Genomic DNA, 22,745 nt, shown 5'->3' on the forward strand with positions numbered 1-22,745 from the left:
ACGCCGGATCGGTACGTTGCCACCTGAGCGACCGATGCGAGCGGCGACCTCACCCACGGCGACCCGGCAGCACCTGATCGGGGTAAGGGTCCGTAGTCCGGTGAGTCAGGTCAGGCGGAGTCGCCCGGCCGGACCAGGCCTGCCTCATAGGCGAAGATCACGGCCTGGGCCCGGTCCCGCAGGTCGAGTTTGGCCAGCACCCGTCCGATGTGGGTCTTCACCGTCTGCTCCGCCAGCACCAGATGACCCGCGATCTCCTGGTTCGACAGTCCGCGCGCGATGAGTTCCAGCACCTCGGTCTCCCGCGGGGTGAGGCCGTTCAGCCGCAGTGCCGGGTCCTTGCGCGGCGCCGGCCGCTGCTGGACGAAGTCCGCGATGAGCCGCCGGGTCACCGAGGGCGCCAGCAGTGCCTCGCCCGAGGCGACGACCCGTACCGCCGCGATCAGATCGGCCGGCGGGGCGTCCTTCAGCAGGAAGCCGGAGGCGCCGGCGCGCAGCGCCTCGTACACGTAGTCGTCGATGTCGAAGGTGGTCAGCATCAGCACCTTCGGCCGGTGCACGACCCCGGGCGGGGGATCGAGGATCTCCCGGGCCGCCGTGAGCCCGTCCATCTCCGGCATCCGCACGTCCATCAGCACCACGTCGGGGTGCGTGGAGCGGGACACCTGCACGCCCTGCCGCCCGTCGGGCGCCTCGCCCACCACGTCGATGTCGGCCTGCGCCGACAGCAGCGCGGCGAACCCCGCCCGCACCATGGCCTGGTCGTCGACGATGATCACACGGATGGTCAACTCGCGTCCTCGGTCGGGTCGTTCAGGGGCAGGCGGGCGGCGACCCGGAAGCCGCCGTCGGGCAGCGGACCGGTGTCCAGCGTCCCGCCGGTCAACCGTACGCGTTCCCGCATCCCCACCAGACCGTGTCCCGTGCCCGAACTCTCCAGTTCCACCACGGCGTCCCTGGCCGGCCCGTTGACCACGAGCACCAGCACGTCGTCCTCGTCGACCGTCACCGAGACCCGGGTGCGCGCGCCCGGCGCGTGCCGCACCACATTGGCCAGGGCCTCCTGCACGATCCGGTACGCCGACAGGTCCACCGCCGGCGGGGCCGCCCCGGCCGCCCCCGCCGCCAGCGACAGCTCCACCGGCTGCCCGGCCCGTACGGTCGCCTCCACGAGCTGCTGCAGCCGGTCGATCCCCGGCTGCGGGGCCCGTTCCCCCTCCGCGCCGCCGTTCGCCCCGTCACCGCGCAGTACGGTCAGCAGCCGCCGCATCTCGCCCAGCGACTCCCGGGCGGCGGCCGCGATCGCCGCGAACTCCTCCTGGACCGGCTCGGACATGCCCGGCAGCCGGTACGGCGCCGAATCCGCCTGGACGGTGATCACCGACATGTGGTGCGCCACCACGTCGTGCAACTCGCGCGCGATCCGAGCCCGTTCCTCCAGCAGGGTCCGCCGGGCCCGTTCCGCCTCGCTGATGCTCTCCTGCTCGGCGATCCGCTGCTGCGCGTCGCCCAGACCGCGCAGCGCACCCGTCAGCACCAGCACGACCCCGCTCAGTACGAACAGCAGGGCGGCGGAGTTCATCACGCCCGCCGGCGGGGAGAAGCCCAGCGCCGCACCGAGCACGCCGGTCACCAGCCACACCCCGACCAGGGTCCGGATGGATTCGCGCAGCCCCAGACAGGCCATCAGCAGCAGGTAGCCGACGATGGTCATCGGCGGCCACGGCCAGGAGTGCCCGGCCACCTTGTCGGCACCGATCAGCAGGACCGCGCCCGCGAAGTCCGCCGCCAGGACGATGCCCCAGGCGGGCAGCGGCCGGACCACCGCGAGCAGCAGCGGCACGGTCTGCGCCACCCCGAGCGCACCCGCCCAGCCGCCGTCCAGCCCGTAGTCGTTGGTCAGCACGGCGATGGTCACCGGCAGCAGCGTCACCACGAAGATGCCGACGACGACGTACGGCAGCATCCGCTGCCAGCGCTTGGCCGCCTGCCCCAGCAGGGGCTGGGCCGGCCGGGCGGGCGTGCGCAGCAGCACGGCGAGCTGGCCGAGCGCGCCGGGCACGCGGGCACCGGGGGTGCCGGTCGAGGGGGCGCGGGTGCGGTCGCGGTTCCGGCCGCCCCGCCAGGTGCGGGATCTGTCGCTCATGATCGGGCCAGCCTATGCCCGCCCGGACCCCGAACCGGGGGTAAGAGTAGGCTGCTCGCCGGGCGATCATGGGGGAAGAGAACATGGGCGGGGCAGCCGCGCTGGAGAAGCTGGTGCCGGTGCTGCTGGCCTTCGGCGGCGGGGTGCTGCTCGCGCGCCGCAAGATCGTCCCGGCCGAGGCCTCGAAGGTCTTCTCGGACTACGCCTTCCTCTTCGCCGTCCCCTGCTACCTCTTCGGCAACATCTACGCCAGTGACCTCGGGGCCCTCTTCAACTGGCGGGCGATAGGCGGCTACGCCGGGTCGGCGGCCCTCGCGGTCGCGGTCGTCGCCGTGGCGGCGGTCCTCCACGGCATCCGGGAGCCCCGGGTCGTGGCGCTGCGCGTGATGGCCGGGGTCCAGGTCAACACGGCCTACTTCGCCGTCCCCGTCTTCATCACCGTGTTCGGGACGGCGGCCCCGATCTTCCCGATCCTGCTGTTCCAGGTCTGCGTGCTGTCCCTGGTCGTCATCGCCCTCATGGAACTGGGCCGTGCGGGCCCGGCCGCGGGGGGCCCGGTGCGGCGCCCCGCCCGCGCCGTCGGCGCCTCGCTCACCACCCCGGTGGTCCTCGCCTGCAACGCGGGGATCCTGCTCAACCTGCTCTCCGTGAAGATGCCGGGCGTGGTCCTGGACGGCGCCGCCTTCGTCGGCGACAGCGCCTCGCCGGTCGCCCTGTTCGCCCTCGGCCTCCACCTCGGCGGCCTCGGCCTGGACCTGCGGGGCACCACGCGCGAGGAGCTGGCCCTCGTGGGCTTCAAGTGCCTGGCGTTCCCGCTCCTGACGTGGGCGGTGTGCGGGATGCTCTTCGGCGTCCGGGGCGAGTGGCTGGCGTACCTCGTGCTGATCGCGGCGATGCCGACCCCGCAGAACCTGTTCATCTTCGCCCAGCGCTACGACGTGGGCGTCGACCTCTCCGCGTCGCTGGTGATCAAGAGTTCGCTCGTGTCGCTCCTCCTGCTGCCCTTGTGGCTGCAGACCGTCGCCGCCTGAACGCCTCCTTGTGGCTGACCGTTCCTAAGTGACCGTGAGCACGATCTTGCCTTGGATGTGCCCTTGGGCGGCGCGTTCGTGCGCGGCTCGGGCTTCCGCGAGCGTGAACGTGCTGTCGATCGCGACGCGGACCGTGCCCGTGTCGAGCAGGCGCCCCAGTTCGGCAAGCTGGGCGGCGTCCGAGCGGACCTGGGTGCCCGTGACCGTGACGCCCAGCCTCGCGGTCTCCTCTTCGTCGAATTCACCGAAGAACACGGGGAACTGGGAGCCTCCGCGCTTGAGCGTGCGCAGGAAGCGCTTGCTGTTGGGGCCACCGACGGCGTCGAGAACGAGGTCGACGTCGTGCACGAGTTCCTCGGGACGGTTCTTGGTGTAGTCGATGACCTCGTCGGCGCCGAGCTCACGCAGGAACGCATCGTGTTTGCCCGACGCCACCGCGATGACACGAGTCCCCTTCCACTTGGCCAGCTGCAGGGCGAAGTGACCCACGCCGCCCGCAGCGCCGTTGATGAGCACCGTTTTGTCGGTGTCGAGTGGCACCGGGCGATGCTGCGCCGCCTGGAAGGGTGAGGGGTGATCGTGTCCGAGCTCGATCAGGAACTGCCACGCGGTAAGCCCGGCCATCGGTGCCCCGGCAGCGTGCACGTGATCGATGTTCGTCGGCTTGAGTGCGAGGTCCGAAGCCGGCGCGGCCACGTACTCGGCATATGTGCTGCCCTCGAAGCCGGGGAAACGAAGGAGACCGAAGACTTCATCACCAACGGAGAAGCCGTCCACATCCCCTGCGACGGCCTCGACGACGCCTGACAGGTCCGTCCCCGGAATCACGGGCAAGCTGAACTTGGGCCGCACCTCGGGGGGCAGGTTGGACATCCCGTCCCGCAGGTACCAGTCCGGGGGGTTGACGCCGACGGCGTGCACGCGAACCAGCACCTCACCCGGACCCACCTCGGGGATGGGCACCTCTTCGTATCGCAGAACTTCAGGGCCGCCGTGCTCATGGAGCCTGATCACCCTCATGGTGCGTGTCGACATCGTTTCCTCCAGCCCGCGCTGCGGGATAGGCTTACCGGATCAGCGATCCATATAAACGGACCACTGATCCGAATATATGGACCACTGATCCGTTTAGTCAAGAGGGGCAGATGCGCGCCGACGCCAGGAAGAACCGCGACCACCTGCTCGCAGCAGCGGGCACCGCCATCACCGAGCAGGGTGTCGACGTGTCCATGCGCGACATCGCGCGCAGGGCCGATGTCGGCCTCGCGACGCTGCTGCGCCACTTCCCGACGCGCGAGGCGCTGCTCGATGCCCTGCTCCGCACGAGCTTCGACGCGCTGACCGCCAAGGCGGACACCCTCGGGACGTCCGGCTCGCCCGGGGATGCTCTCGCTTCGTGGCTGCGCGATGTCGTTGCGTGGACGACGGAGTATCGGGGTGCGGTCACGCTGATGGCGGCCGCCATCGAGGACACCGAGTCCGCACTGCACGCTTCGTGCGTCATTTTGCGCGCCGCCGGTGCGCAGCTGCTCGCCCGCGCCCAGGAGGCAGGCGTGGCGCGGACCGACATCGATGGCGCCGATTTGTTCGCGCTGGTGGCCGCGCTCGCTTGGCTCGGGGATCAACCCTCGCTCGCTCCGCGCGCCGATCACCTCTTCGGCCTTGTCGCAGGCGCGATCCTGACCGGCACGGCCCATGGCTGAAATCGGGCCCTCAGCTCCGGGGGTCCGATTCTTCCAGCTTTTCAATGACGCGGACCGTGACTACCGCGAACAGACCATGCGGGATGATGTCCGAGACCCAGTCCGAGGGTGTCCAGGTCCGTGGATCCGAGATTCCCAAAAGGAAAATCGGCACATTTGTGACAGTTAGCGCAAAGAGCGAGGCAACCGCATAGCGGGAAGCTTTCGTCGGAAGCCAGCCGGCCGCCTGTGCCAATGACAGCGCCACCCCCATGCCCATCCCAACGGTGTATCCGGTCAGGGGGCCAAGGCCCGCGATGCGGTTCTCCCGGATCTGATCGTCCCCGGGAATGCGAACATGGAGCTTCGCGGCAAGGCTGCGCACTGTGATCTCAGGCGTATCGCTGATTGGCCGGCCTCGAAGCACGATATCGACATAACCTGCCATATTGAGTGCGGTCGTACCGGCGAGTCCCGCAGCGGCGCCGTGCAGAATCGGCCGTATAACGCTGGTCATGGGCGGTCCTCTCGGTCCCCCTGCTGAGTAATGAATCCAGAGTCGGTGGACGACGGGCGGGACCAGTGGCAGGAGGTCGGGCGCTGGTGGCCGCCGTCGCGTACTCTTCGCGGTCCCGCGCGGCCGTCACCGTCCAGGCAGTCGCTCCCGGACCTCTTGAAGCAGCCACCCATTTCCGTCCGGGTCGCTGAACGTCGCGTAAGAGCCGTAGCTGGCACCATTTGGAGCCGGGCCGTCCACCTGTTCTTGGGTGCCGCTGTCGTAGACGCGGTGGAAGATCCCGCTAACCTCCGCACCCTGGCTGATCAGCTCGGTACGGGCCTTTTCGAGGTCTTCGACGACGAGGTACGTCCCCTGGACGGAGCCTGCTGCCGCGGGGGTGACTCCGCGACCGATATGGATTGAGCATGCCGAGCCCGGAGGTGTCAGCTGCACGATTCGGAATTCCGGGCCCGTCTCGAAGTCCGCATCGATCCTCCACCCCAAGCCCTGGTAGAAGCGCAGGGCGCGATCGACGTCAGCCACCGGAATCACTACGACCTCAAGTTTCATATCCATGGTAATTGCCTCCCATGCGTTTGGATTCATGGCCTCTGAAAGCCTGCGACTGGCGGAATGCCATCGTCACCAGGGGATGCGCAGGTTGATGATCGTGCCTCTCGGGGCCCGTTCCCGCGGCTCGGTGGCGCGCGCGCCTCGGCGTCGTGCTCGCGGAACGTGATCTCCAGCCTACGCTCGTGGACCGTTGACTGCTTGCCAACCAGCTTGATCGCTCCCGTCATGAGGATCTCGCCGGCCCTTCAGTCGGCAGCTCTGCCCAGACGCTCTTTCCCTGCTCCTGGTAGCGGGTGCCCCATTGCTCCGCGAGGCTGGCGATGATGAAGAGCCCTCTGCCTGTCTCATCGACGGTGCGGGCGTGTTTCACGTGCGGAGAACTGGTCGCGGAGTCGCTGACCTCACAGGTCAGCATCCGCTCGTGGATCAGGCGTAGTCGTAGAGGAGGAGAGCCGTAGCGGACGGCATTGCCGACGAGCTCACTGACGATGAGTTGGGTGGTGTACGCCGTCTCTTCGTCCACGCCCCAGACGTCCAGTTGACGACGGACCGCCGAGCGGGCGATGGGTGCGGCCTCGGGTTCTGCAGGGAGGTCACAGGTCAGAATCCGCTCCGGGGGCAGTGACTTCGTACGGGCGGAGGAGCTGTGCCTCACCCCCTGTGAACGCCGCTGTGATGTCGGCGAGCACGTCGCGCTGCGGCCTCCTGCCGGCGCTGTTGAGGAGCGGGCGCAGCGGGCCGGAGGATGCCAGGACCTCGTCCGCGAGCGCGGCCGTGCCCAGCGCCAGGATGCTTCCCTCGGGCAGGTTGACGGTCGTCGCGGGGAACGGGGCGTCTCCGGTTTCGGCGAGCAGGGGACCGCCGGCGACGGACAGGTCGGCCGAGGTGCCGTCGGGGAGGACAGCGACAGGCTCCGGCAGTCCGGCGCGCGCGATGGTGACCGTGAGATCGACCGGATCGTAGACCGCGATGGTGCAGCCGACGGTGAGTGACTGACCGTGGCGAGGATCTTCGGGAGGTCTGGCGGCGTAGGCGGTGGCCAGCCGGACTGTGGTATCGCTCAGGCGGGCGAGCAGCTCGTCGGGCTGCAGATCGAGGGCGGCAAGTGTGTGGATGGCCGTCCGCAACAGGCCCGTCGTGATGGCAGTGACGATGCCTTGCCCTGTCACCTCGCCGACGATCAGCGCGGTCCGTGCGCCAGGCAGATCGATCACATCGAACCAGGCTCCACCGCCTTCCGGGTCGGGAAGGTGAAGGTGAGATATGTCCACGGTGTTCTGCGTGGCTGGGTGTTCAGGGAGCAGCCTGCGCTGGACGGTCAGCGCGACAACCCATTCGCGCATGTAGCGGCTGGCGTTGTCGATGCAGAGGGCAGCGTGCGCGCAGATGGCGGACGCGATCTCGGCGTCGTCCTCTTCGAAGCGCTCTTGTGGCCGGTGGCGGTAGAAGCTGACCACGCCCAGTGCCCGACCGTGCAACGCGAGCGGCGCAACGATCAGGGAATGTGCACCGGATCGCTTGATGAGAGCGGCTCTGGCCGGGTCTGCGGCCAGCCACGCGCTGTCCTCCTCGATCTGGATGACGCGCGGCCGGAGGTCGGCCAGAACGCCTGAGAAGGGGGTGCCCGCCGGCAGGGGCCGCACCTTTCCCACCGGGTGAGGTGAGATCGGGCCCTGGAAGGCCGCTTGGCGCAGGGGAATGTCCTGGTCGGCGGAGACCAGCGGTGGTTGCTCTCCGCGGACAATGGCTTCGGCCACATCGACGACGGCAGCGCTCGCAAAAGCGGGCACTGTGGCCTCTACGACATCTCGGCAGACGGTATCCACCGTCAGGCGGGGCACCACCCGGGTGCGGATCGCATCCAGGAGGGCCAGGCGGTTCCGTGTCGTCTCCCTCTCGGTGACATCTGCCTCGGATGTCACCAGGCCGAGCACGTCTCCTCGGGAGTTCTCCAAGCGGAAGTACGAGACGGAATGGATGCGGCGCCCGGGCGAGCCCGGTGCCTCGCCGCCCCGGACGAGCCGGTTCACCACCGGCTCCCCGGATTCCAGCACCCCGCGCGCAACGGCGGCTTCTCCCTCGGGGTCCCCGAGGTCGTACACCTCGGTGAAGTGCCTGTCCGACAGATGCCCCGCTCGCGCGTCACCGGGCGTGCTGGTGTCCGTCCTCCCGCGGACCACGCGCAGCTGGGCGTCGAGAACGCTCAGTCTCACCGGGAACCGTGTGAACAAGGCCTTCAGGATCGTTCCGTCCCGGGACAGGGCGTTCCCCTCCTCGGACACCTCCCAGAGAACGGATCCCCCTCTCCGTACCGGCTTGACCAGCACCGAAGCCCCGTCCGAGACTCCGGCGCGGCGGCATTCGCCGGCAGCGGCGATCTCACGGACGAGGACGGCCACAGACTGGCCGACAGCATCCTCTGCGGACCATCCGAAGAGCTCCTCAGCTGCATGCCCCCATTCGACCACCAGGCCCCTCTCATCGATCAGGGCCAACATGTCCATGCCGGGCATTCGACGTCACTTCCCTTGAAAGGCGCCCACCGCGTGCACATGGGCCCTTTGCCACCGTAGGAGGAGAGGCCGCGTACGGCATTCAGGGCAGGGCTCCCTCGACGTGGCACCAGCGGCAGTGGCCGCCGGGCTCGAAGGACCAGACCGCCGGGCCGGTCAGATGGGCCGGGCGCAGCGGCCATCGCAACAGCCCTCGCGACCTCCAACGGTCAGGCAGGCTGACGATTTCAACCACGAACCGCCCCGCTCCTCCACGGTGTCACGGACGGTTGGGCCTCGCATCCGAAGAGCGGGGCGTGGGCTCGACCCGGGCGTTGGGACGGCAGCGCCACGGGTGGGAGGGGGCCTGTCGGTCACTTGGCCCGGGACTCCGCCTGGTGGATGGCCCAGGCCGCGTTGACGAGGCCGATGTGGCTGAAGGCCTGGGGAAAGTTGCCGAGGAGTTCGCCTGTCGCCGGTTCGACTTCTTCGGCCAGAAGCCCCACGTCGTTCATGCAGCCCGCCACTCGTTCGAAGACGGTGCGGGCTCCTTCGGTGTCGCCTGCCAACGCGAGGGCCTGGGCCAGCCAGCACGTGCACAGCAGGAAGGTCCCTTCGCCTCCGGCCAAGCCGTCGTCGGCCGCGAGGTAGCGATAGACCATCCCGTCCGGACCGGTGAGGCGGGACCTGACCGCGTCGATGGTGGATCGCATCCGGGGGGTGTCGGCGGCTTCGAAACCGACGATCGCCATCATGAGGGCCGACGCGTCGAGGGTGTCCGAGCCGAACGCCTGCGTGTACGCGCCCGCGGAATCGCTCCATCCGTCATCTTCTATGGCCACGCGGATCTCGTTCCTGGCCTGCTGCCAGAGGGGGGTCCGCTCCTGTGCACCCAACTCCTCGGCCAGGTCCAGGGCGCGGTCCAGGGCGACCCAGCACATGAGCTTGGAGTACAGGAAGTGCTGTGGTTCGCTGCGCACCTCCCAGATGCCCTGGTCCTTCTCGCGCCAGCGGACTGCGGCCGTGTCGGCGAGTCCGGTGAGGAAGGCCCTGGTGTGTTCGTCGGCGTCGTGCAGGTGGTGGCGCAACTTGTGGAAGGCTGCGAGCAGTTCGCCGTAGACGTCGAGTTGGCGCTGGGCCCAGGCGCTGTTGCCCGTCCGCACGGGACGGCTGTCGCGCCATCCGGGCAGGTGGGGCAGTTCGCGTTCGCTAAGGTCGCGTTCGCCGCGGATACCGAACATGATCTGGAGGTCGTCCTGGAGGTCCGGGGCGCCGGCGGCGGCCTGCGCCATCCAGCGGAAGAACTGCTCTGCCTCATGGGGGCAGGCGGCAACCCACAAGGCGTCCAGGGTGAATGAGGCATCGCGTACCCAGGCGTAGCGGTAGTCCCAGTTGCGGACGCCTCCGATCTCCTCGGGCAGGGAGGTCGTCGGCGCGGCCACGATGGCGCCGGTCGGCTGGAAGGTGAGTGACTGCAGGACGCGACCGCTGTGGTCGACCAGGTCCGCCCACGGTCCCTCGTACGTCTGGTGTTGCCCCGACCAGGCGCGCCAGGCGGCGACGGTGTCCCGCAGGTGGGCGCGGACCTCCTGCTGGGACCACATGGTGGGGTCCCCGCCGGCAGGGACGTGCTGGAGGGCGAAGGCCGCGTACTGGCCCGCGTGCAGCTCCGGGGCGCAACGGGCCAGGCCCGTGATCTCCAGCGGATACGGGGAGCACAGTCCGAGGGTGTCGGGGCCGCCGTGACAGAGCAGCCCTCCTTCAACCGGTATCAGGCGGGGGCTGATCAGCCCGTACTCCGGTCGCGGGGCGAATTCCATCTCAAGTGTGACCTGGCCGTCGGTGCAGTGCGCCACTCGGAGGAGGAGGTGGGGTGCGTGCCGGCCCAGGTCGTGTCCTGTTTCGCTGGGTCCGGAGGCGAGAGCGTCGGTCACGGTGACCGTCCCGGCGGGAGTACGGAACGTCGTCTCGAGGACCATCGTGCGCTCGAGGTAGCGCCTGCTCTGCGTGGAGGGACCGGCCGGCCGGATGAGCCAGTGGCCGGCCTGCGGGCCGAGGATCCGGCCGAAGAGGGACCGGGAGTCGAAGTGCGGCATGCACAGCCAGTCGACCGATCCATGACGGCTGACCAGTGCCGCAGTGTGGCAGTCGGAGAGCAGGGCGTAGTCCGCGATGGGCCGGTCGTTCATCTCGGGCACCTCCGCGGTTGCGGGAGTCGCAGCGCCGTGGGACGGGACCCGGCCCCTGCGGGTGCAGCAGTACGCCTGCGTCACATCTTCCTACAGCCGGGATGGGCGCGCACATCCCGGCGCTCACCCGGAGACATCCGGGCCGCGCCGTGTGACTGTTCAGCCGCGGTAGGTCTCCAGGAGCCGGAGCCAGACTTCGCTGATCGTGGGGAAGGCCGGAACGGCGTGCCACAGCCTTTCGACGGGTACTTCCCCGACCACCGCAACGGTGGCGGAGTGGAGCAGCTCTGCAACGCCGGGTCCGACGAAGGTCACGCCGACCACCGTGCCGCGGTCGGCGTCAACCAGCATGCGCGCCGTGCCGCGGTAACCCTCGGTGTACTGGTGGGCGCCCGCCAGGTGGGCCAGGTCGTAGTCGACCACGTCGATGCGCCGTCCGGACCGTTGCGCCTCCATGGTGGTCAGACCGACGGAGGCGACTTCCGGGTCGGTGAAGACCACCTGCGGCACCGCCGAGGTGTCGGCGGTGGCGACGTGGCGGCCCCAGCGACCCTCGTCGGTCGGTTCGCCCGCGGCTCGGGCTCCGATCGCGGCTCCGGCCATCCGGCCCTGGTACTTGCCCTGGTGGGTCAGCAGCGCCCGGCGGTTGACGTCGCCGACCGCGTAGAGCCAGCCTCCTGGCACGGCCGTGACCCGGCCGGAGTCGTCGACGGGCAGCCACTGGCCCGGGACCAGGCCGATGCTCTCCAGGCCGATGTCGGCTGTCCGCGGGGTCCGGCCGATGGCGAACAGCACTTCGTCCGCGACCAGTTCGCCGCCGTCGTCGAGGAAGAGCGTCGCCTCGCCGTCGTCGCCGGACCGCTTCATGCCGGTGACGGACACGCCGAAGCGTACGGCGGCGCCCGCCTCGCGCAGGGCGTCGGCGACCAGTTCCCCGGCGAAGGGCTCCATCCGGCGGAGCAGTCCCTCGTCACGGACGAGGAGGGTGACCTGGGAGCCGAGGGCCTGCCAGGCAGTGGCCATCTCCACGGCGACCACGCCGCCGCCCACGATCGCGAGCCGGCCGGGTGCGCGGGTGGCGCTGGTCGCCTCGCGGCTGGTCCAGTGCCGGGTGGCGGCGAGGCCGGGCAGGTCGGGCAACGCCGCGGCCGTGCCCGTGGCAATCACGACGGCGTGACGCGCGGTCAACTGGGCAGTGTCGCCCTCAGAGGTCGTCACGGTCACCTGCTTGGGGCCGACCAGCCTGCCGTGACCGCGGATCAGATCAACGGAGACCGACTCGAGCCATGCGACCTGGCCGGAGTCCTCCCAGTGCGAGGACATCGCGTCGCGGTGTGCGAGTACGGCCTCCACGTCCAGCGGTCCGGCCACCGCCTCGCGCAGACCTGGGACTCCCCGAGCGTCGGCACGGGCCAGTACAGGTCTGAGGAGGGCCTTACTGGGCTCACAGGCCCAGTACGAGCACTCGCCGCCGACGAGTTCGCTCTCCACCACCACGGTGCTCAGCCCGGCGGCACGGGTGCGGTCGGCGACGTTCTCGCCGACCGGGCCGGCGCCAATGACGACCACGTCGTGGATGTGGGCCGCTCCCGTCGTCGCTGCGTCACTCATCGCTGCTCCCGATCTGTCTCGGTCCGGGTTCAGACGGTCGGGCTCTGGCGCGTAACGACGGGATCCGGTGACTCCCGCAGTTGCGGCTCCACCTCCCTTCGAGGGTAGTCCTCCACCCAAGGGCAGGCCCGGTGGACCCCTGCTCCGGCGTGCTCAGCCGTGAGCAGGCATGTGCAGGGCGAAGCGGCGGACGGCGTCGGTGAAGGCCTCCGGGTCGTCGAAGTTCGCGAGGTGTCTCGCCCGCGGGATCAGTTCGATGCGTGCGCGCGGATGGGCGCGGACGAAGTCCCTCTCGCCGGACCGGAAGACGGTGTCCTTCTCGCCGTTCAGGATGAGCACGGGAGCCGCCACATGACGCATCGCATCCGCGTCGAAGCGGCCCAGTACCTCGCCCCAGGCGGCCGGCAGGGTGTGGAAGGCATAGCCTGCGCCGATGGTGGCGTCCACCACCTCGGGAGGGTAGAGCCGACGGAACATCCTGTCGTTCCAGCGGGTCAACCGGTCCGCGGGCAGGCGAGGGACGAGCCCGGCGACCCACCGGTACGGTGTTGCCCACGGGCCGCGCGTCGAGGCGCTGGCCCCCGCAAGAACCAGCCCCCGCAGCAGCTCCGGGCAGCGTCGCGCGAACTCCAGCGAGGCGTAACCGCCAAGGGAGTGCCCGACGACCAGGGCTGGTCCGCGGTCGAGCGAGTCCACCGCGGCAGCGATGATCTCCGTGGCCGCGTCCAGACTCCAGGGTTGGGCAGAGCGCGCGCCGTGGCCCGGCAGGTCAACGGCGGCTACCCGAAAGTCCTCCCGGAGCGCTGCGAGTTGTGGGCTCCATTGGCCCGCGCTGAGCCGTGTCCCGTGTACGAAGATGATCGGCGGTGCATCCGCAGCCGTCATGAGTTCCCCCCAGATCCGCCCTCTTCGGACCGACTCTACCGGCGGCCAAGATCCGAAAGGGGCGCCCTAGCGGGGGAGCATTCGGATGACGGAGGAGAGCACTTCCACCGTCTGGGCCGCGCGGAGGGGGCCGGGGCAGGAGTGGCCGCCCCAGTCCCGGCCTCCCATGCTGTGGATGCCGAACCCCCGGCCGAGCGGCGTCGAGGCTCGTTCGAGGCGCCACCCGTGCTGCGCCATGCCCCAGACGTAGATCCGGGCGACGGCCTCCACCTGGTGCGCGGTGAGCGGCCGGCGCGCGAACCCCGAGGTCTCCACCGAGAGCCACAGCGGGTTCCCGGTGCCCTGCGCCCACGCCCGGTCGTGTGCGGAGACGTACTGCTCGATCTCGCCGGACTGTGACACCCAGAAGTGCGAGGAGGACTTGACCGCGGGATCGCTGAAATGCTCGTGGAGCGAGTTCTCGCCCTCCTGCACGTGCAGGATCAGACCGCGCATCTCCGTGAGCCCGCCCGGCGTGAAGTTCACCGTCAATGGCTTGCTGGTGGCATCCGGCATCCACGCCTGCCCCGGCACGGGAGCCTTCTCGGCCGGCGGTCCCGCACGGCCCTCCCCCTGCTCCTGCTCGGGCAGGCCCTCGCCCCGGGCGGGGCGCGGGCCCGTGCCGCTGAAGGCGGCGGTGCCCGCGATGACGGTGGCGGCGAGTCCGCCCCCGGTGCATGCCAGGGCGGTGCGGCGCGACATCAGCCGCGGCTTCGGTTTCCGGTGGGACACGCGGCTCCGTACGGACTGGGCGGGCATAGACGTTCTACATCGGCATGCTTGCCTCCGTTTTTCATCACAATGGGACCGAGTGATGACCGTTTCGTGACAACCCCTGGGTCGTACCCGCCAGCGGGATCCGGTCGTACCTCCGGGCGGCACCGGCTCGTTGACCCGGTATGGAACTGCCGACCATCGCGGCGCCGGGCGTCGGGGAACGGGCCGACGCCGTGGCCGATGCCGCCTGCCACCTCTACGACACCATCGCGCCCTGGGGCATCGGAGCGCCCGGAGGGTGGAGCCGGACCGCGGCCGAGGACGCGGCCGAGGCGATCGAGACCACCGCCCACGCCCTCGCGTCCATCGACCCCGGCGCCGAGGTGGTCCTCGCGCCCGTCCACGCCGCCCTCGCCGACCTCCGTCGCCGGCTCGGCCTCGCCACCGCCGAGGTGGCCGCCGGCGACGGGCTCCCGGCGGCCCCGCGTACGGTCGGGAACCCGCGCCGGACCCGCTGGGTGCGGGTGCTCACCGCACCTTCGCCCCGGCAACCGCCTTCTCGTACAACTTCCTGATGTCCGTGCCGAAGTAGGAGCTGTACGAGGTGTCGGCGGTGTCCCCGCCCGTCTTCCAGCCGCCGATGACCCCCACCACGTCGCCGGTCCCCGTCTGCCCGTTGTAGCGGAGCAGGAACGGGCCGCCGCTGGTACCGCCGGGGTAGCCGGTGCAGTCGATGCGCAGGAACGATCCGGGGATCCGCGCGTCCTTGCTGGTGAACTTCGTCGTCCGGTTCACGCACAGGCGCGGGCGGGCGGCGGAGGCCGGGTACCCGATCAGCGAGACCTTGGCGTGCGCGTAACCGGCGCCGGTGACCAGCCGGTTCCCGCCGACCACGTCCTGCACCGGGAAGCCGCGCGCGTCCGGGCCCACCTGGGCGAAGGCCACGTCGAGGGCGGCGGCGCGGTCGGGGCCCTGGGAGCGGTAGCGCGGGTCGATCCAGATCCTGGAGCGCCCGGCCGCGTCCCGCAGGACGGGGAACATGCCGTACGGCTGCGGCTTCGCGCGGGTGTAGCGCGGTACGAAGGCCACCTGCTGGGTGTCCGAGCCGAGCAGGCAGTGCGCCGCGCTGAGCACGAGGTTGCGGCCGGGGGAGGCGACCACGCTCGCGGTGCAGAAGTAGGACCCGCCGTTCTTGACGAGGAACATCCGGCCGACGACCGGGATGCCGTCGAAGTTCTGCCCGATGCCGGGGTCGGTGGCAGGCACCCGGGGGACGACGGGACGCGCGGGGGCGGGAAGCAGCGACGGCTTGGGAGTCGGCTTGGGAGTCGGCTTCGGCGTCGGTTTCGGAACGGGCAGCAGCGTCGGCGTCGGAGTGGGCGTCGGTGTGGGAGTCGCGGGGGCGGGGACGAGGGGCGATGGGGAGGCGGACGGAGTCACGGAAGGCTCGGTCGGGCCCGGGGTCGTGTCCGGCGCCGGGGTCGTGTCCGGGATCGCGATCGGCGCCGGGAGGGGAGCCAACGTCGGTGCCGGCGTCGGTGTCGGCGTCGGGGTCGGTGTCGGCGTTCCGGCAGGCGTCGGCTCCGGCGTTTCCACCGGATCCAGCGGCGCGATGGGTTCCAACGGCGGCTCGGGCGCCGGGGGTTCGGGCGGCTCCGGGGTCACGGGGGGCAGCGGGGCGGCGGCGGCCATCCGCTCGGCCGTCCAGAAGGACTCGGCCTCGCGGGCGGACCAACGGCCCGCGCTCGCCGCGGCGGTGCTCCCGGCCTCGGCCACGGGCAGCGGACCTCCGGGCACCAGCAGGGCGGCCGCCAGCGCGGCCACCATCACCATACGTCGCATTCCGGACACTCCCTAAACGGCTTGGGGGAAACGGAAGAGCCGGTCCGGGTCGTAGGCACGCCGGACCTCCTGCAAGCGGGCGAGGTTCGGGCCGTAGTAGGCCTCGCGCCAGCCGGTGAGCTTCGGGTCGGTGTAGTTCTGGTAGGCGCGGCCGCTCGCCCAGGGCCGCAGGTCCTGCCAGAGCCCGTCGAGCCAGGCCTCGTGCCGGGCCACCTCGGCCGCCGGCGCGGACTCGGGCCAGTGGACGAGGTACTGGCCGAGGAAGGCACTGTCGCGGTGCGCGAAGGCCGTGTCCGCGACCGCGACCCGGTTCAGCGCGCCGCCGCAGACCCCGTCGAACTGCACCACCGCCAGGCCGCCCCGGGGCAGGCCGGCCTCGGACCCGTAGCGGCGTACCGCGTCCAGGACCGTGCCGATCGCCGCGTCGGGCAGCCCGGCGCCCGCCCAGAAGTCGGAGCGGGCGGCGTACGAGTGCCGCTCCAGCCGACCCTGCGGGTCCCGGCCGGGCAGGGTGCCCGGCAGCCGGCACTGCGCCGCGGTCAGGTCCAGACAGCCCGACATGGCCCGCAGGGTGTCCGCGTGACTGCGTACGACGATCCAGTCGTCCTGCGGGGGGCCGCCGACCAGGTCCGACAGCCGGGTCAACTGCCGTTCCAGCTCCCCGCGTCCGTCGAGGCACACCACCCGGACCGCCGGCGGCGCCGGATCTCCGGAACCGGCACCAGGACCGGCACCGGCACCGGCACCGGCACCGGCTTCGATCGTGAACTCCACCTGGCTCCAGAACGGGTCCGGCAGCCCGGCCAGCCAGCGCTGCCAGCCGCGCAGCACGTCCGCGGAGTCGCCGCCGGGCCAGTGGAGTTCGGCGAAGGCGCAGTCCCGGGGAGCCGGGTGCGTACGGAAACGGAACTCGGTGACGACGCCGAAGTTGCCGCCCCCGCCGCCGCGCAGGGCCCAGAAGAGCTCCGGATCGCGGTCGGCGCCGACCTCGCGCACGCGTCCGTCGGGGGTGACCACCCGGGCCCCCGTGAGCCGGTCCGCGGTGGCCCCGTACGCCCGCGAGGCCAGCCCCAGACCGCCGCCGAGGGTGAGCCCGGCGATCCCGACGGAGGGGCACAGTCCGGTCGGGACGGCCAGGCCCCGCCCGGCGAGGGCGGCGTGCACGTCCCCGAGCCGGGCCCCCGCCCCGATCCGTGCGCCGTCCCCCTCGACCGCCACTCCCGCCATGGCCCCGGTGTCGACGACCAGCGCCCCGGCGCGGGTCGACCAGCCGGCGTAGCCGTGCCCGCCGCCGCGCGGGACGACGGCCGCGCCGGAGCGGCGCGCGAAGTCCAGGCAGACGGCCACGTCCGCGGCGTGCGCGGGGTAGGCCACCGCGGCGGGCGCGACCGCGTCGTAGCGTGGCTGGAACAGCAGGCGGGCCTCCGCGTAGTCGCGGTCGCCGGGGAGCACCACCCGCCCGTCGATCCCGCGGGCCAGCGCCCCGTAGTCCGGGCTCCGGGCGGCCGCGCCGACGGTGGCGAGGACCGCCGCCGCGGCGGCGCTGCCGAGGACTTGGCGGCGATGGAGGCTCATACCTCCTTCCTGCCACCGCCCGCCCCGATCGCCGTGAAGGCGGGCCCACACACACCGGGCAGCCCCCCGAACGGCTCATGGCCGAAACGGTTCGGCTTGTCGTATGGACGGACCGGCCCGATCGGCACCACCCGCCTAGGCTGCACCCATGCCCCTCGTCGACCTCAGCGCGCACACCGGTGACTTCAACGCCGATCCGTACCCCTTCTACGCCGCGCTGCGCACCGCCGGCCCCGTCCACGAAGTGGTCGTGGGCGGCGAGCGGTCGTGGCTGGTCGTCGGCCACGAGGAGGCCCGGCAGGCCCTGAACCACCCGGACCTGTCGAAGAACTGGTTCGGCACCGGGCTGTTCGGGGACGCACCGGTCCCGGCCGTCGCCACGAGCATGCTGGACGCGGACCCGCCCCACCACACGCGGCTGCGCGGCCTGGTGGCGCGGGAGTTCACGGCCCGCCGGATCGAGTCCCTGCGCCCCCGTGTCCGGCAGATCACCGGCGAACTGCTCGACGAGATGGCGGCCCGTCCCGACCGGCGGGCCGACCTGATCCGGTCCCTCGCCGTACCGCTGCCGATGACCGTGATCTGCGAACTCCTCGGCGTGCCCGGCCTGGACCGGGCGCGGTTCCGCTACTGGTCCAGCGAGATCGTCGCCCCGCTGGACGGGGTCGGCGCGGACGGCCGGGTGCTGGAGCAGATGACCGCGTACCTCTTCGAACTCGTCGGGGCCAAGGCCGAGGATCCCGGCGACGACCTGCTCAGCGCGCTGATCCGGACCCGTGACGAGGACGGCGACCGGCTCTCCCCGGACGAGCTGATCGGGATGGCCTTCCTGCTGCTCGTCGCGGGCCACGAGACCACCGTGAACCTGATCGGCAACGGAGTACGGGCGCTGCTCGCGCACCCCGACCAGCTCGCCGCCCTGCGCGCCGACCCGGACGGCCTGATCGACGGCGCCGTGGAGGAGATGCTGCGCTACGACGGCCCGGTCCAGCACGCCACCCACCGCTTCGCCCGCACCGGCCTGGAACTGGGCGGCACCCTGATCCCCGCCGGTTCCTCCGTCCTGGTCGCCCTCGCCGCGGCGGACCGCGACCCGGCCCGCTTCGCACGGCCCGGACCCGACGTGTTCGACATCCGCCGCCCCGGACCGGGCCACCTCGCCTTCGGCCACGGCATCCACTTCTGCCTCGGCGCCCCGCTCGCCCGGATGGAGGGCCGCATCGCGATCCGCGCCCTGCTGGAGCGCTTCCCGGAACTGGCCGAGGATCCGGAGGCGGGTCCGCGGGACTGGCTCCCCGGCGTGCTGATGCGGGGCGTGACCCGGCTGCCGCTGCGCTGGTGAAGGAGAGGGGGAGAGGGGCCGCCGGTCAGCGGGTGGGCCCCCTGTCCACGTTCACCCCTTGCGCGCCAGCAGGAAGCCCTGCGGGGAGTTCTCGCGGGGGTCCGGGCCGCGGACCAGCCGGGCCACTTCGGTCAGTCCGGCCCCGGCCAGCAGGCGCGCGACGAGGTCGGGCGGCGTCCAGTACACGTCGAGCTCGACCGGATGCCCGTACGCGTGTTCCAGCCGGATCCTCTCGTCGCCCGCCTTGAAGGCGATCAGGACGTACCCGCCCGGCGCCAGCACCCGGGCGAACTCCGTGAACACCACGGGCAGTTCCGCGGGCGGGGTGTGCACGGTGGAGTACCAGGCCAGCACCCCGCCCAGTACCCCGTCGGCCATGTCCAGCGCGGTCATCGACCCCACCTCGAACCGCAGGCCCGGGTAGGTCCGGCGGGCCACCGCCACCATCGCCGGGGACAGGTCGACGCCGAAGGCCCGTACGCCGAGCCCGTCCAGATGCGCCGTCACCCGGCCCGGGCCGCAGCCCAGATCGGCGACCGCCCGGCCACCGCGGCCCTCGTCGCCGCGCACGCCGTCACCGCGCCCGCCGTCACCGCGCACGTACTCGGCGAAGGCCGCCAGCATGGCCCGGTCCAGTGGCTTCCGGGCCAGTTCCGTCCCGACCAGCCGGGCATAGTCGACGGCGACGGCGTCGTACGACGCTCTCACCGAGGTCAGGTCCGAGGTCTGCGTCATACCCCTGGACAGTAGCCGCCCGGATCCGTCCGGGGGACCCCCGGCTCCGGTGCTCCGGATCACCCTCCGAGAAGCGGATTGGGCAGTTCGGCCCACTGGTCGCCGGGGGTGCCCGGGCTCAGCCGCATCAGGGTGAGCGCCTTGGTGGGCAGCGGCCCGGTCAGCAGGGCCTCGGTGTCGGCGGTCGCCGGCAGCGCGGCGACCTCGGCGAGGGCCTCGGCGAAGGCGCCGGCCGAGCCCGCCGTGGCGCCGAGCGCACCCGTCAGCAGGGACCCGAACAGCTTGCGCCGCAGCACGGTCACGTCGTCGGTGATCAGCCTGCCGGACAGGGGCGGCACCGGCAGGCCGTGCCGGACGAGCCGGGCGGGGCTGATCCGGATGTCGGCGAGGTCGCGGTAGACCAGCCGCAGCGGGGTCCCGGTGGGGGAGAGGACCACGAGGAGGTTCTGGCCGTGGGCCTCCAGGGCCACCCCCAGCTCCAGCACCCGCAGGCACACCGACAGCGCGAGACGGGCGAAGTCCGCACGCCAGGCCGCCGAGCGCGCCGGCGGGAACGAGGCCAGGGCCGCCACCGGGAGCACCCGCTCACCGGCGGCCGCGTCCGCGTGGACCTCGGGCGGCTCCCGCAGCACGGCCGCCAGGTCCGGGGTGTGCGCGGTCGCCGCGCCCAGGGTGCGGGTGATGTGCAGCCGGCCGTCGAGCCGCTCGGACAGGTCCTGGGCGAAGGCGGACACGGCCGCCGCCGTCTCCACGGAGTAGACGGAGATGTCCCGTACGGAGGAGGTCAGCCGGGCGCTCAGCGCGGTCTTCACGTGCGGGCCGCCGTCGGCGGGCGCCAGCGTGCGCAGGGCCATCAGCGGGTGCGCCGCGAATCCCGGCCGCGCCCGCTCGTGCCGCAGTACGTGCGCGGCCTGCCACGGATGCACCGGGACCAGGATCCGCCCCGCGTCCTGCAGCAGCTCCGGCCAGTCGCCGGTGACCAGGCACTTCTCAGCCGGTACGGCGACCAGGCCGAGCTCGACCACGGGGCGGTGCTCGGGGGCGTACGCCAGCTGCTCGGCCACCGAGAAGCCCGGCCGGGAACGACAGTTCGGGTGGTACGGATGGCCGTCGACGACCCGCTGCTCCCATTCCCACGTGGCCCGCGGGGGGCGATCCTCGCCGGCGGGCGGCTGTCCGGCCCGGGAGAGCGCCAGGGAGGCGGTACTGGCGTCGAGCTCGGCGGCGAACTCCTTCCCGTGTGTCACCCCCAGCGCCGTGACCAGGGCCGCAGCCTGCCCGTAGGCCTTGCCGTCGAGCAACAGTTCGCTCACGTACGGCTCGGTCGCGTACGGATCCGGCAACGGGCCCTCCAGTCGGGAGCCGCCCTCCAGCAGGAGGGCCAGGCCGTCCGGCCCGCGCTCCCGGCCCACGACCCACGGCAGCGGTTCGAAGGCCAGCGCCCGCCACAGCCGGGTCAGCACGGCCGCCCGGGCGCCGCTCAGCGCGGCGGTGTACCCGGGGCCGAGCCGGGGCCGTACACCGGCCAGTTCGGCGGCGACGGCCTCTTCGGCCGGCGAGTGGGGAAAGTGCATGCTGGGCTCCGACATCGGAATATCGCTTTACGGGATGATCAAGTAATCATTGCGGATACCGACGATCACGACCGGTGGTTACGCCTGGCGAACCTCCGGCGCACCGGATGGACCGAATGGAACCAGTGGACCTCAACGCCGCCGCCGACGCGTACGCCGCCACCCCGCTCCTGAACTGCCTGCTGCGGGAGACGGCCGATCCCGTGGAGCCCGCCGAGCCCGGCGGCCCCGCCGAAGCGTACGGCGCGGGCACCGGGGTGGGCGTGGCGGTCCACCGGCTGCGCGGCAGCGGCCGGCTGCTCCGGGTGCGCGGCGGGCGCCGGCCGGTCCGCCCCGAACTGCGGACGGCCGCCGGCTGGCACCCGCTCAGCCACACCGAACTGGTCAAACTCGTCTCCGACGAACTGGGCCGGTTCACCGGCGTCCCCAATGACGAGCTCCCCGTCGAGATCACCGATAGCCGCGATGCGCTCGCCGCGCTGCTGGCGGCCCGCGCCGGGGCCGAGCCCCCGCAGGACCCGTACGTCCTCTCCGAGCAGTCCCTGGTGATGGGCCATCCGCACCACCCCGCCCCCAAGGCCCGCGGCGGGGCCCCGGCCGGGAGCTGGCTGCCGTACGCGCCCGAGGCCCACGCCCGCTTCCCGCTGGTCTTCCTCGGCCTGCGCGAGGACCAGGCCGCCGAGGAGGGCGGCCCGGCCGCCGCCGACGCGATCGACTCCCTGGCCGATGCCCTCGACGGGCCGCGCGCCCCGGCCGGCTACCGGCTGCTGCCCGCCCACCCCTGGCAGCTCGACCTGGTGGGCGAGCGGCCCGCGGTGCGCGAGGCCTTCGCCGACGGGCGGCTGCTGCGGCTCGGGCAGAGCCGCCGGCCGGCCTGGCCCACCGCCTCGATCCGGACCCTGTACGTACCGGAACCGGTGGCCGACCTCTTCGTGAAGTTCAGCCTCGACGTCCGGATCACCAACGACGTGCGCCGGCTGTGGCGGCACGACCTGCTGAAACTGCGCCGCACCGACGCGGCCGTCGAGGCCGGGTTCGCCGCGCTGCGCCGGACCGGCTCGGCGGCGGCCTGGCTGGCCGACCGCGGCTACCGCACCGCCTCCTTCGCCTTCGAGGAGCTCGCCGTCCTGGTCCGCGACGGCCTGCACGCCCACACCGTGCCCGGGGCCACGCCGCTGCTGGCCGCCGCGCTCGCCGAGGGCTACGCGGGGAGCCCGCCGGCCGGGGCCACCGACCCGGCCCGCTGGTGGCGGGCGTACCTGCGCCAGGTGGTGCCACCCGTGCTGGAGCTGTTCGCCCGCCACGGCGTCGTGCTGGAGGCCCACCTGCAGAACACCCTGGTCGCCGTCGACGCCGAGGGCATGCCCGTGCAGGCCCTCTTCCGCGACGCGGAAGGGGTGAAGCTGCTGCCGGACCTGCCGCGCGCGGACGCCTGGCAGCGCCTGGTCTACTGCCTGGTCGTCAACCACCTGGCGGAGATCGCGGGGGCGCTGGCCGGACGGCATCCGGACATCTCGCCGCTGCTGTGGCCGGCCGTACGGGAGGAGTTCCGGCGCTACGACGCCACGCGCGGGCTCCCCGAGATCGCGGAGCTGCTCGCCGCCCCGACCCTGCCGGCCAAGACCAACCTGCTGCTGCGCTGGACGCGGGCCGACGGCGCGGACGCCCGCTACCTGCCCCTGCCCAACCCGCTGCGGGAGTAGGGGGTCCGCCGATGGGGCCGGGTGCGTACGGAACCGGCCAAGGTGGGTCGGGTTCCGGGATCTCCTCTCACCTAAAGGTATAGACCAATGCTACGTTGGTCGGGCAGACC

Annotated in this window: 20 protein-coding genes; 5 read left to right on the forward strand and 15 right to left on the reverse strand. The window is 71.9% G+C overall.

Annotated elements, in window-relative coordinates; genetic code table 11:
• Nucleotides 1-110: 110 nt before the first annotated feature.
• Entirely contained in the window at nt 111-791 is a 681-nt protein-coding gene (locus AB0D29_RS10830) for a response regulator transcription factor (RefSeq protein WP_327411849.1), read from the reverse strand.
• Nucleotides 788-2,146: a sensor histidine kinase gene (locus AB0D29_RS10835; protein ID WP_362853235.1), complete on the reverse strand. Its 1,359-nt coding sequence runs from the start codon at nt 2,144-2,146 to the stop codon at nt 788-790. The genes AB0D29_RS10830 and AB0D29_RS10835 overlap by 4 nt, the downstream gene beginning before the upstream one ends.
• A gap of 83 nt (nt 2,147-2,229) precedes the next feature.
• Here AB0D29_RS10835 and AB0D29_RS10840 point away from each other — a divergent pair, with 83 nt between their 5' ends.
• On the forward strand, nt 2,230-3,177 hold the full coding sequence (locus AB0D29_RS10840) for an AEC family transporter (protein ID WP_362853237.1): 948 nt from the start codon (nt 2,230-2,232) through the stop codon (nt 3,175-3,177).
• Nucleotides 3,178-3,201: 24 nt separating this feature from the next.
• Here AB0D29_RS10840 and AB0D29_RS10845 read toward each other — a convergent pair whose 3' ends face one another.
• Nucleotides 3,202-4,212 carry an NADP-dependent oxidoreductase gene (locus AB0D29_RS10845; protein ID WP_362853239.1) on the reverse strand — a complete coding sequence of 337 codons (1,011 nt, stop codon included), beginning with the start codon at nt 4,210-4,212 and terminating at the stop codon, nt 3,202-3,204.
• Between the two features lie 110 nt (nt 4,213-4,322).
• Between AB0D29_RS10845 and AB0D29_RS10850 the strand changes: the two genes are divergently transcribed.
• Nucleotides 4,323-4,880 (forward strand): TetR/AcrR family transcriptional regulator, encoded by a 558-nt coding sequence (locus tag AB0D29_RS10850; protein ID WP_362853241.1) that lies wholly within the window; start codon nt 4,323-4,325, stop codon nt 4,878-4,880.
• Between the two features lie 10 nt (nt 4,881-4,890).
• On the opposite strand, the gene AB0D29_RS10855 is transcribed toward AB0D29_RS10850, so the two are convergent.
• The 8 genes from AB0D29_RS10855 to AB0D29_RS10890 all read right to left on the reverse strand — a co-directional run bounded on the left by AB0D29_RS10855 (nt 4,891) and on the right by AB0D29_RS10890 (nt 13,879).
• A complete protein-coding gene (locus tag AB0D29_RS10855; protein ID WP_362853243.1) occupies nt 4,891-5,376 on the reverse strand; it encodes a hypothetical protein in 486 nt (161 codons plus the stop codon).
• Nucleotides 5,377-5,502: 126 nt separating this feature from the next.
• Nucleotides 5,503-5,934: a VOC family protein gene (locus AB0D29_RS10860; protein WP_362853245.1), complete on the reverse strand. Its 432-nt coding sequence runs from the start codon at nt 5,932-5,934 to the stop codon at nt 5,503-5,505.
• Nucleotides 5,935-6,154: 220 nt separating this feature from the next.
• Nucleotides 6,155-6,586: an ATP-binding protein gene (locus tag AB0D29_RS10865; RefSeq protein WP_362853247.1), complete on the reverse strand. Its 432-nt coding sequence runs from the start codon at nt 6,584-6,586 to the stop codon at nt 6,155-6,157.
• Nucleotides 6,525-8,435 carry a SpoIIE family protein phosphatase gene (locus tag AB0D29_RS10870; protein WP_362853248.1) on the reverse strand — a complete coding sequence of 637 codons (1,911 nt, stop codon included), beginning with the start codon at nt 8,433-8,435 and terminating at the stop codon, nt 6,525-6,527. Before AB0D29_RS10870 ends, AB0D29_RS10865 begins: the two co-directional genes overlap by 62 nt.
• Nucleotides 8,436-8,797: 362 nt before the next feature.
• Nucleotides 8,798-10,612: a glycoside hydrolase family 15 protein gene (locus AB0D29_RS10875; protein WP_362853250.1), complete on the reverse strand. Its 1,815-nt coding sequence runs from the start codon at nt 10,610-10,612 to the stop codon at nt 8,798-8,800.
• A gap of 159 nt (nt 10,613-10,771) precedes the next feature.
• Nucleotides 10,772-12,223 (reverse strand): NAD(P)/FAD-dependent oxidoreductase, encoded by a 1,452-nt coding sequence (locus tag AB0D29_RS10880; RefSeq protein ID WP_362853252.1) that lies wholly within the window; start codon nt 12,221-12,223, stop codon nt 10,772-10,774.
• A gap of 153 nt (nt 12,224-12,376) precedes the next feature.
• Nucleotides 12,377-13,108, reverse strand: a complete 732-nt coding sequence (locus AB0D29_RS10885; RefSeq protein WP_362853253.1) for an alpha/beta hydrolase — start codon at nt 13,106-13,108, stop codon at nt 12,377-12,379.
• A gap of 66 nt (nt 13,109-13,174) precedes the next feature.
• On the reverse strand, nt 13,175-13,879 hold the full coding sequence (locus AB0D29_RS10890) for an N-acetylmuramoyl-L-alanine amidase (protein ID WP_362853255.1): 705 nt from the start codon (nt 13,877-13,879) through the stop codon (nt 13,175-13,177).
• 167 nt (nt 13,880-14,046) lie between these two features.
• Between AB0D29_RS10890 and AB0D29_RS10895 the strand changes: the two genes are divergently transcribed.
• A complete protein-coding gene (locus AB0D29_RS10895) occupies nt 14,047-14,439 on the forward strand; it encodes a hypothetical protein (RefSeq protein ID WP_362853256.1) in 393 nt (130 codons plus the stop codon).
• Here the strand turns inward: AB0D29_RS10895 and AB0D29_RS10900 are convergent.
• On the reverse strand, nt 14,393-15,706 hold the full coding sequence (locus AB0D29_RS10900) for a trypsin-like peptidase domain-containing protein (protein ID WP_362853257.1): 1,314 nt from the start codon (nt 15,704-15,706) through the stop codon (nt 14,393-14,395). The two genes, AB0D29_RS10895 and AB0D29_RS10900, sit on opposite strands and share 47 nt — an antisense overlap.
• A 12-nt stretch (nt 15,707-15,718) precedes the next feature.
• Complete coding sequence (locus tag AB0D29_RS10905; RefSeq protein WP_362853258.1) at nt 15,719-17,281, reverse strand: FAD-binding oxidoreductase; 1,563 nt, start codon at nt 17,279-17,281, stop codon at nt 15,719-15,721.
• Nucleotides 17,282-17,429: 148 nt separating this feature from the next.
• On the opposite strand from AB0D29_RS10905, the gene AB0D29_RS10910 reads away from it, so the two are divergent.
• A complete protein-coding gene (locus AB0D29_RS10910) occupies nt 17,430-18,623 on the forward strand; it encodes a cytochrome P450 (RefSeq protein ID WP_362853260.1) in 1,194 nt (397 codons plus the stop codon).
• A gap of 51 nt (nt 18,624-18,674) precedes the next feature.
• On the opposite strand, the gene AB0D29_RS10915 is transcribed toward AB0D29_RS10910, so the two are convergent.
• Together AB0D29_RS10915 and AB0D29_RS10920 are read right to left on the reverse strand one after the other, a co-directional pair.
• Nucleotides 18,675-19,358, reverse strand: coding sequence for a class I SAM-dependent methyltransferase (locus AB0D29_RS10915; RefSeq protein ID WP_362853262.1), 684 nt, complete (start codon nt 19,356-19,358; stop codon nt 18,675-18,677).
• Nucleotides 19,359-19,417: 59 nt separating this feature from the next.
• Nucleotides 19,418-20,932 carry an IucA/IucC family siderophore biosynthesis protein gene (locus AB0D29_RS10920; protein ID WP_362853264.1) on the reverse strand — a complete coding sequence of 505 codons (1,515 nt, stop codon included), beginning with the start codon at nt 20,930-20,932 and terminating at the stop codon, nt 19,418-19,420.
• A 107-nt stretch (nt 20,933-21,039) separates the two neighbouring features.
• Between AB0D29_RS10920 and AB0D29_RS10925 the strand changes: the two genes are divergently transcribed.
• A complete protein-coding gene (locus AB0D29_RS10925) occupies nt 21,040-22,635 on the forward strand; it encodes an IucA/IucC family protein (RefSeq protein WP_362853266.1) in 1,596 nt (531 codons plus the stop codon).
• The last annotated feature ends 110 nt before the right edge of the window (nt 22,636-22,745 follow it).

The organism is Streptomyces sp. NPDC048424 (assembly GCF_040651555.1).
Lineage (GTDB): Bacteria > Actinomycetota > Actinomycetes > Streptomycetales > Streptomycetaceae > Streptomyces.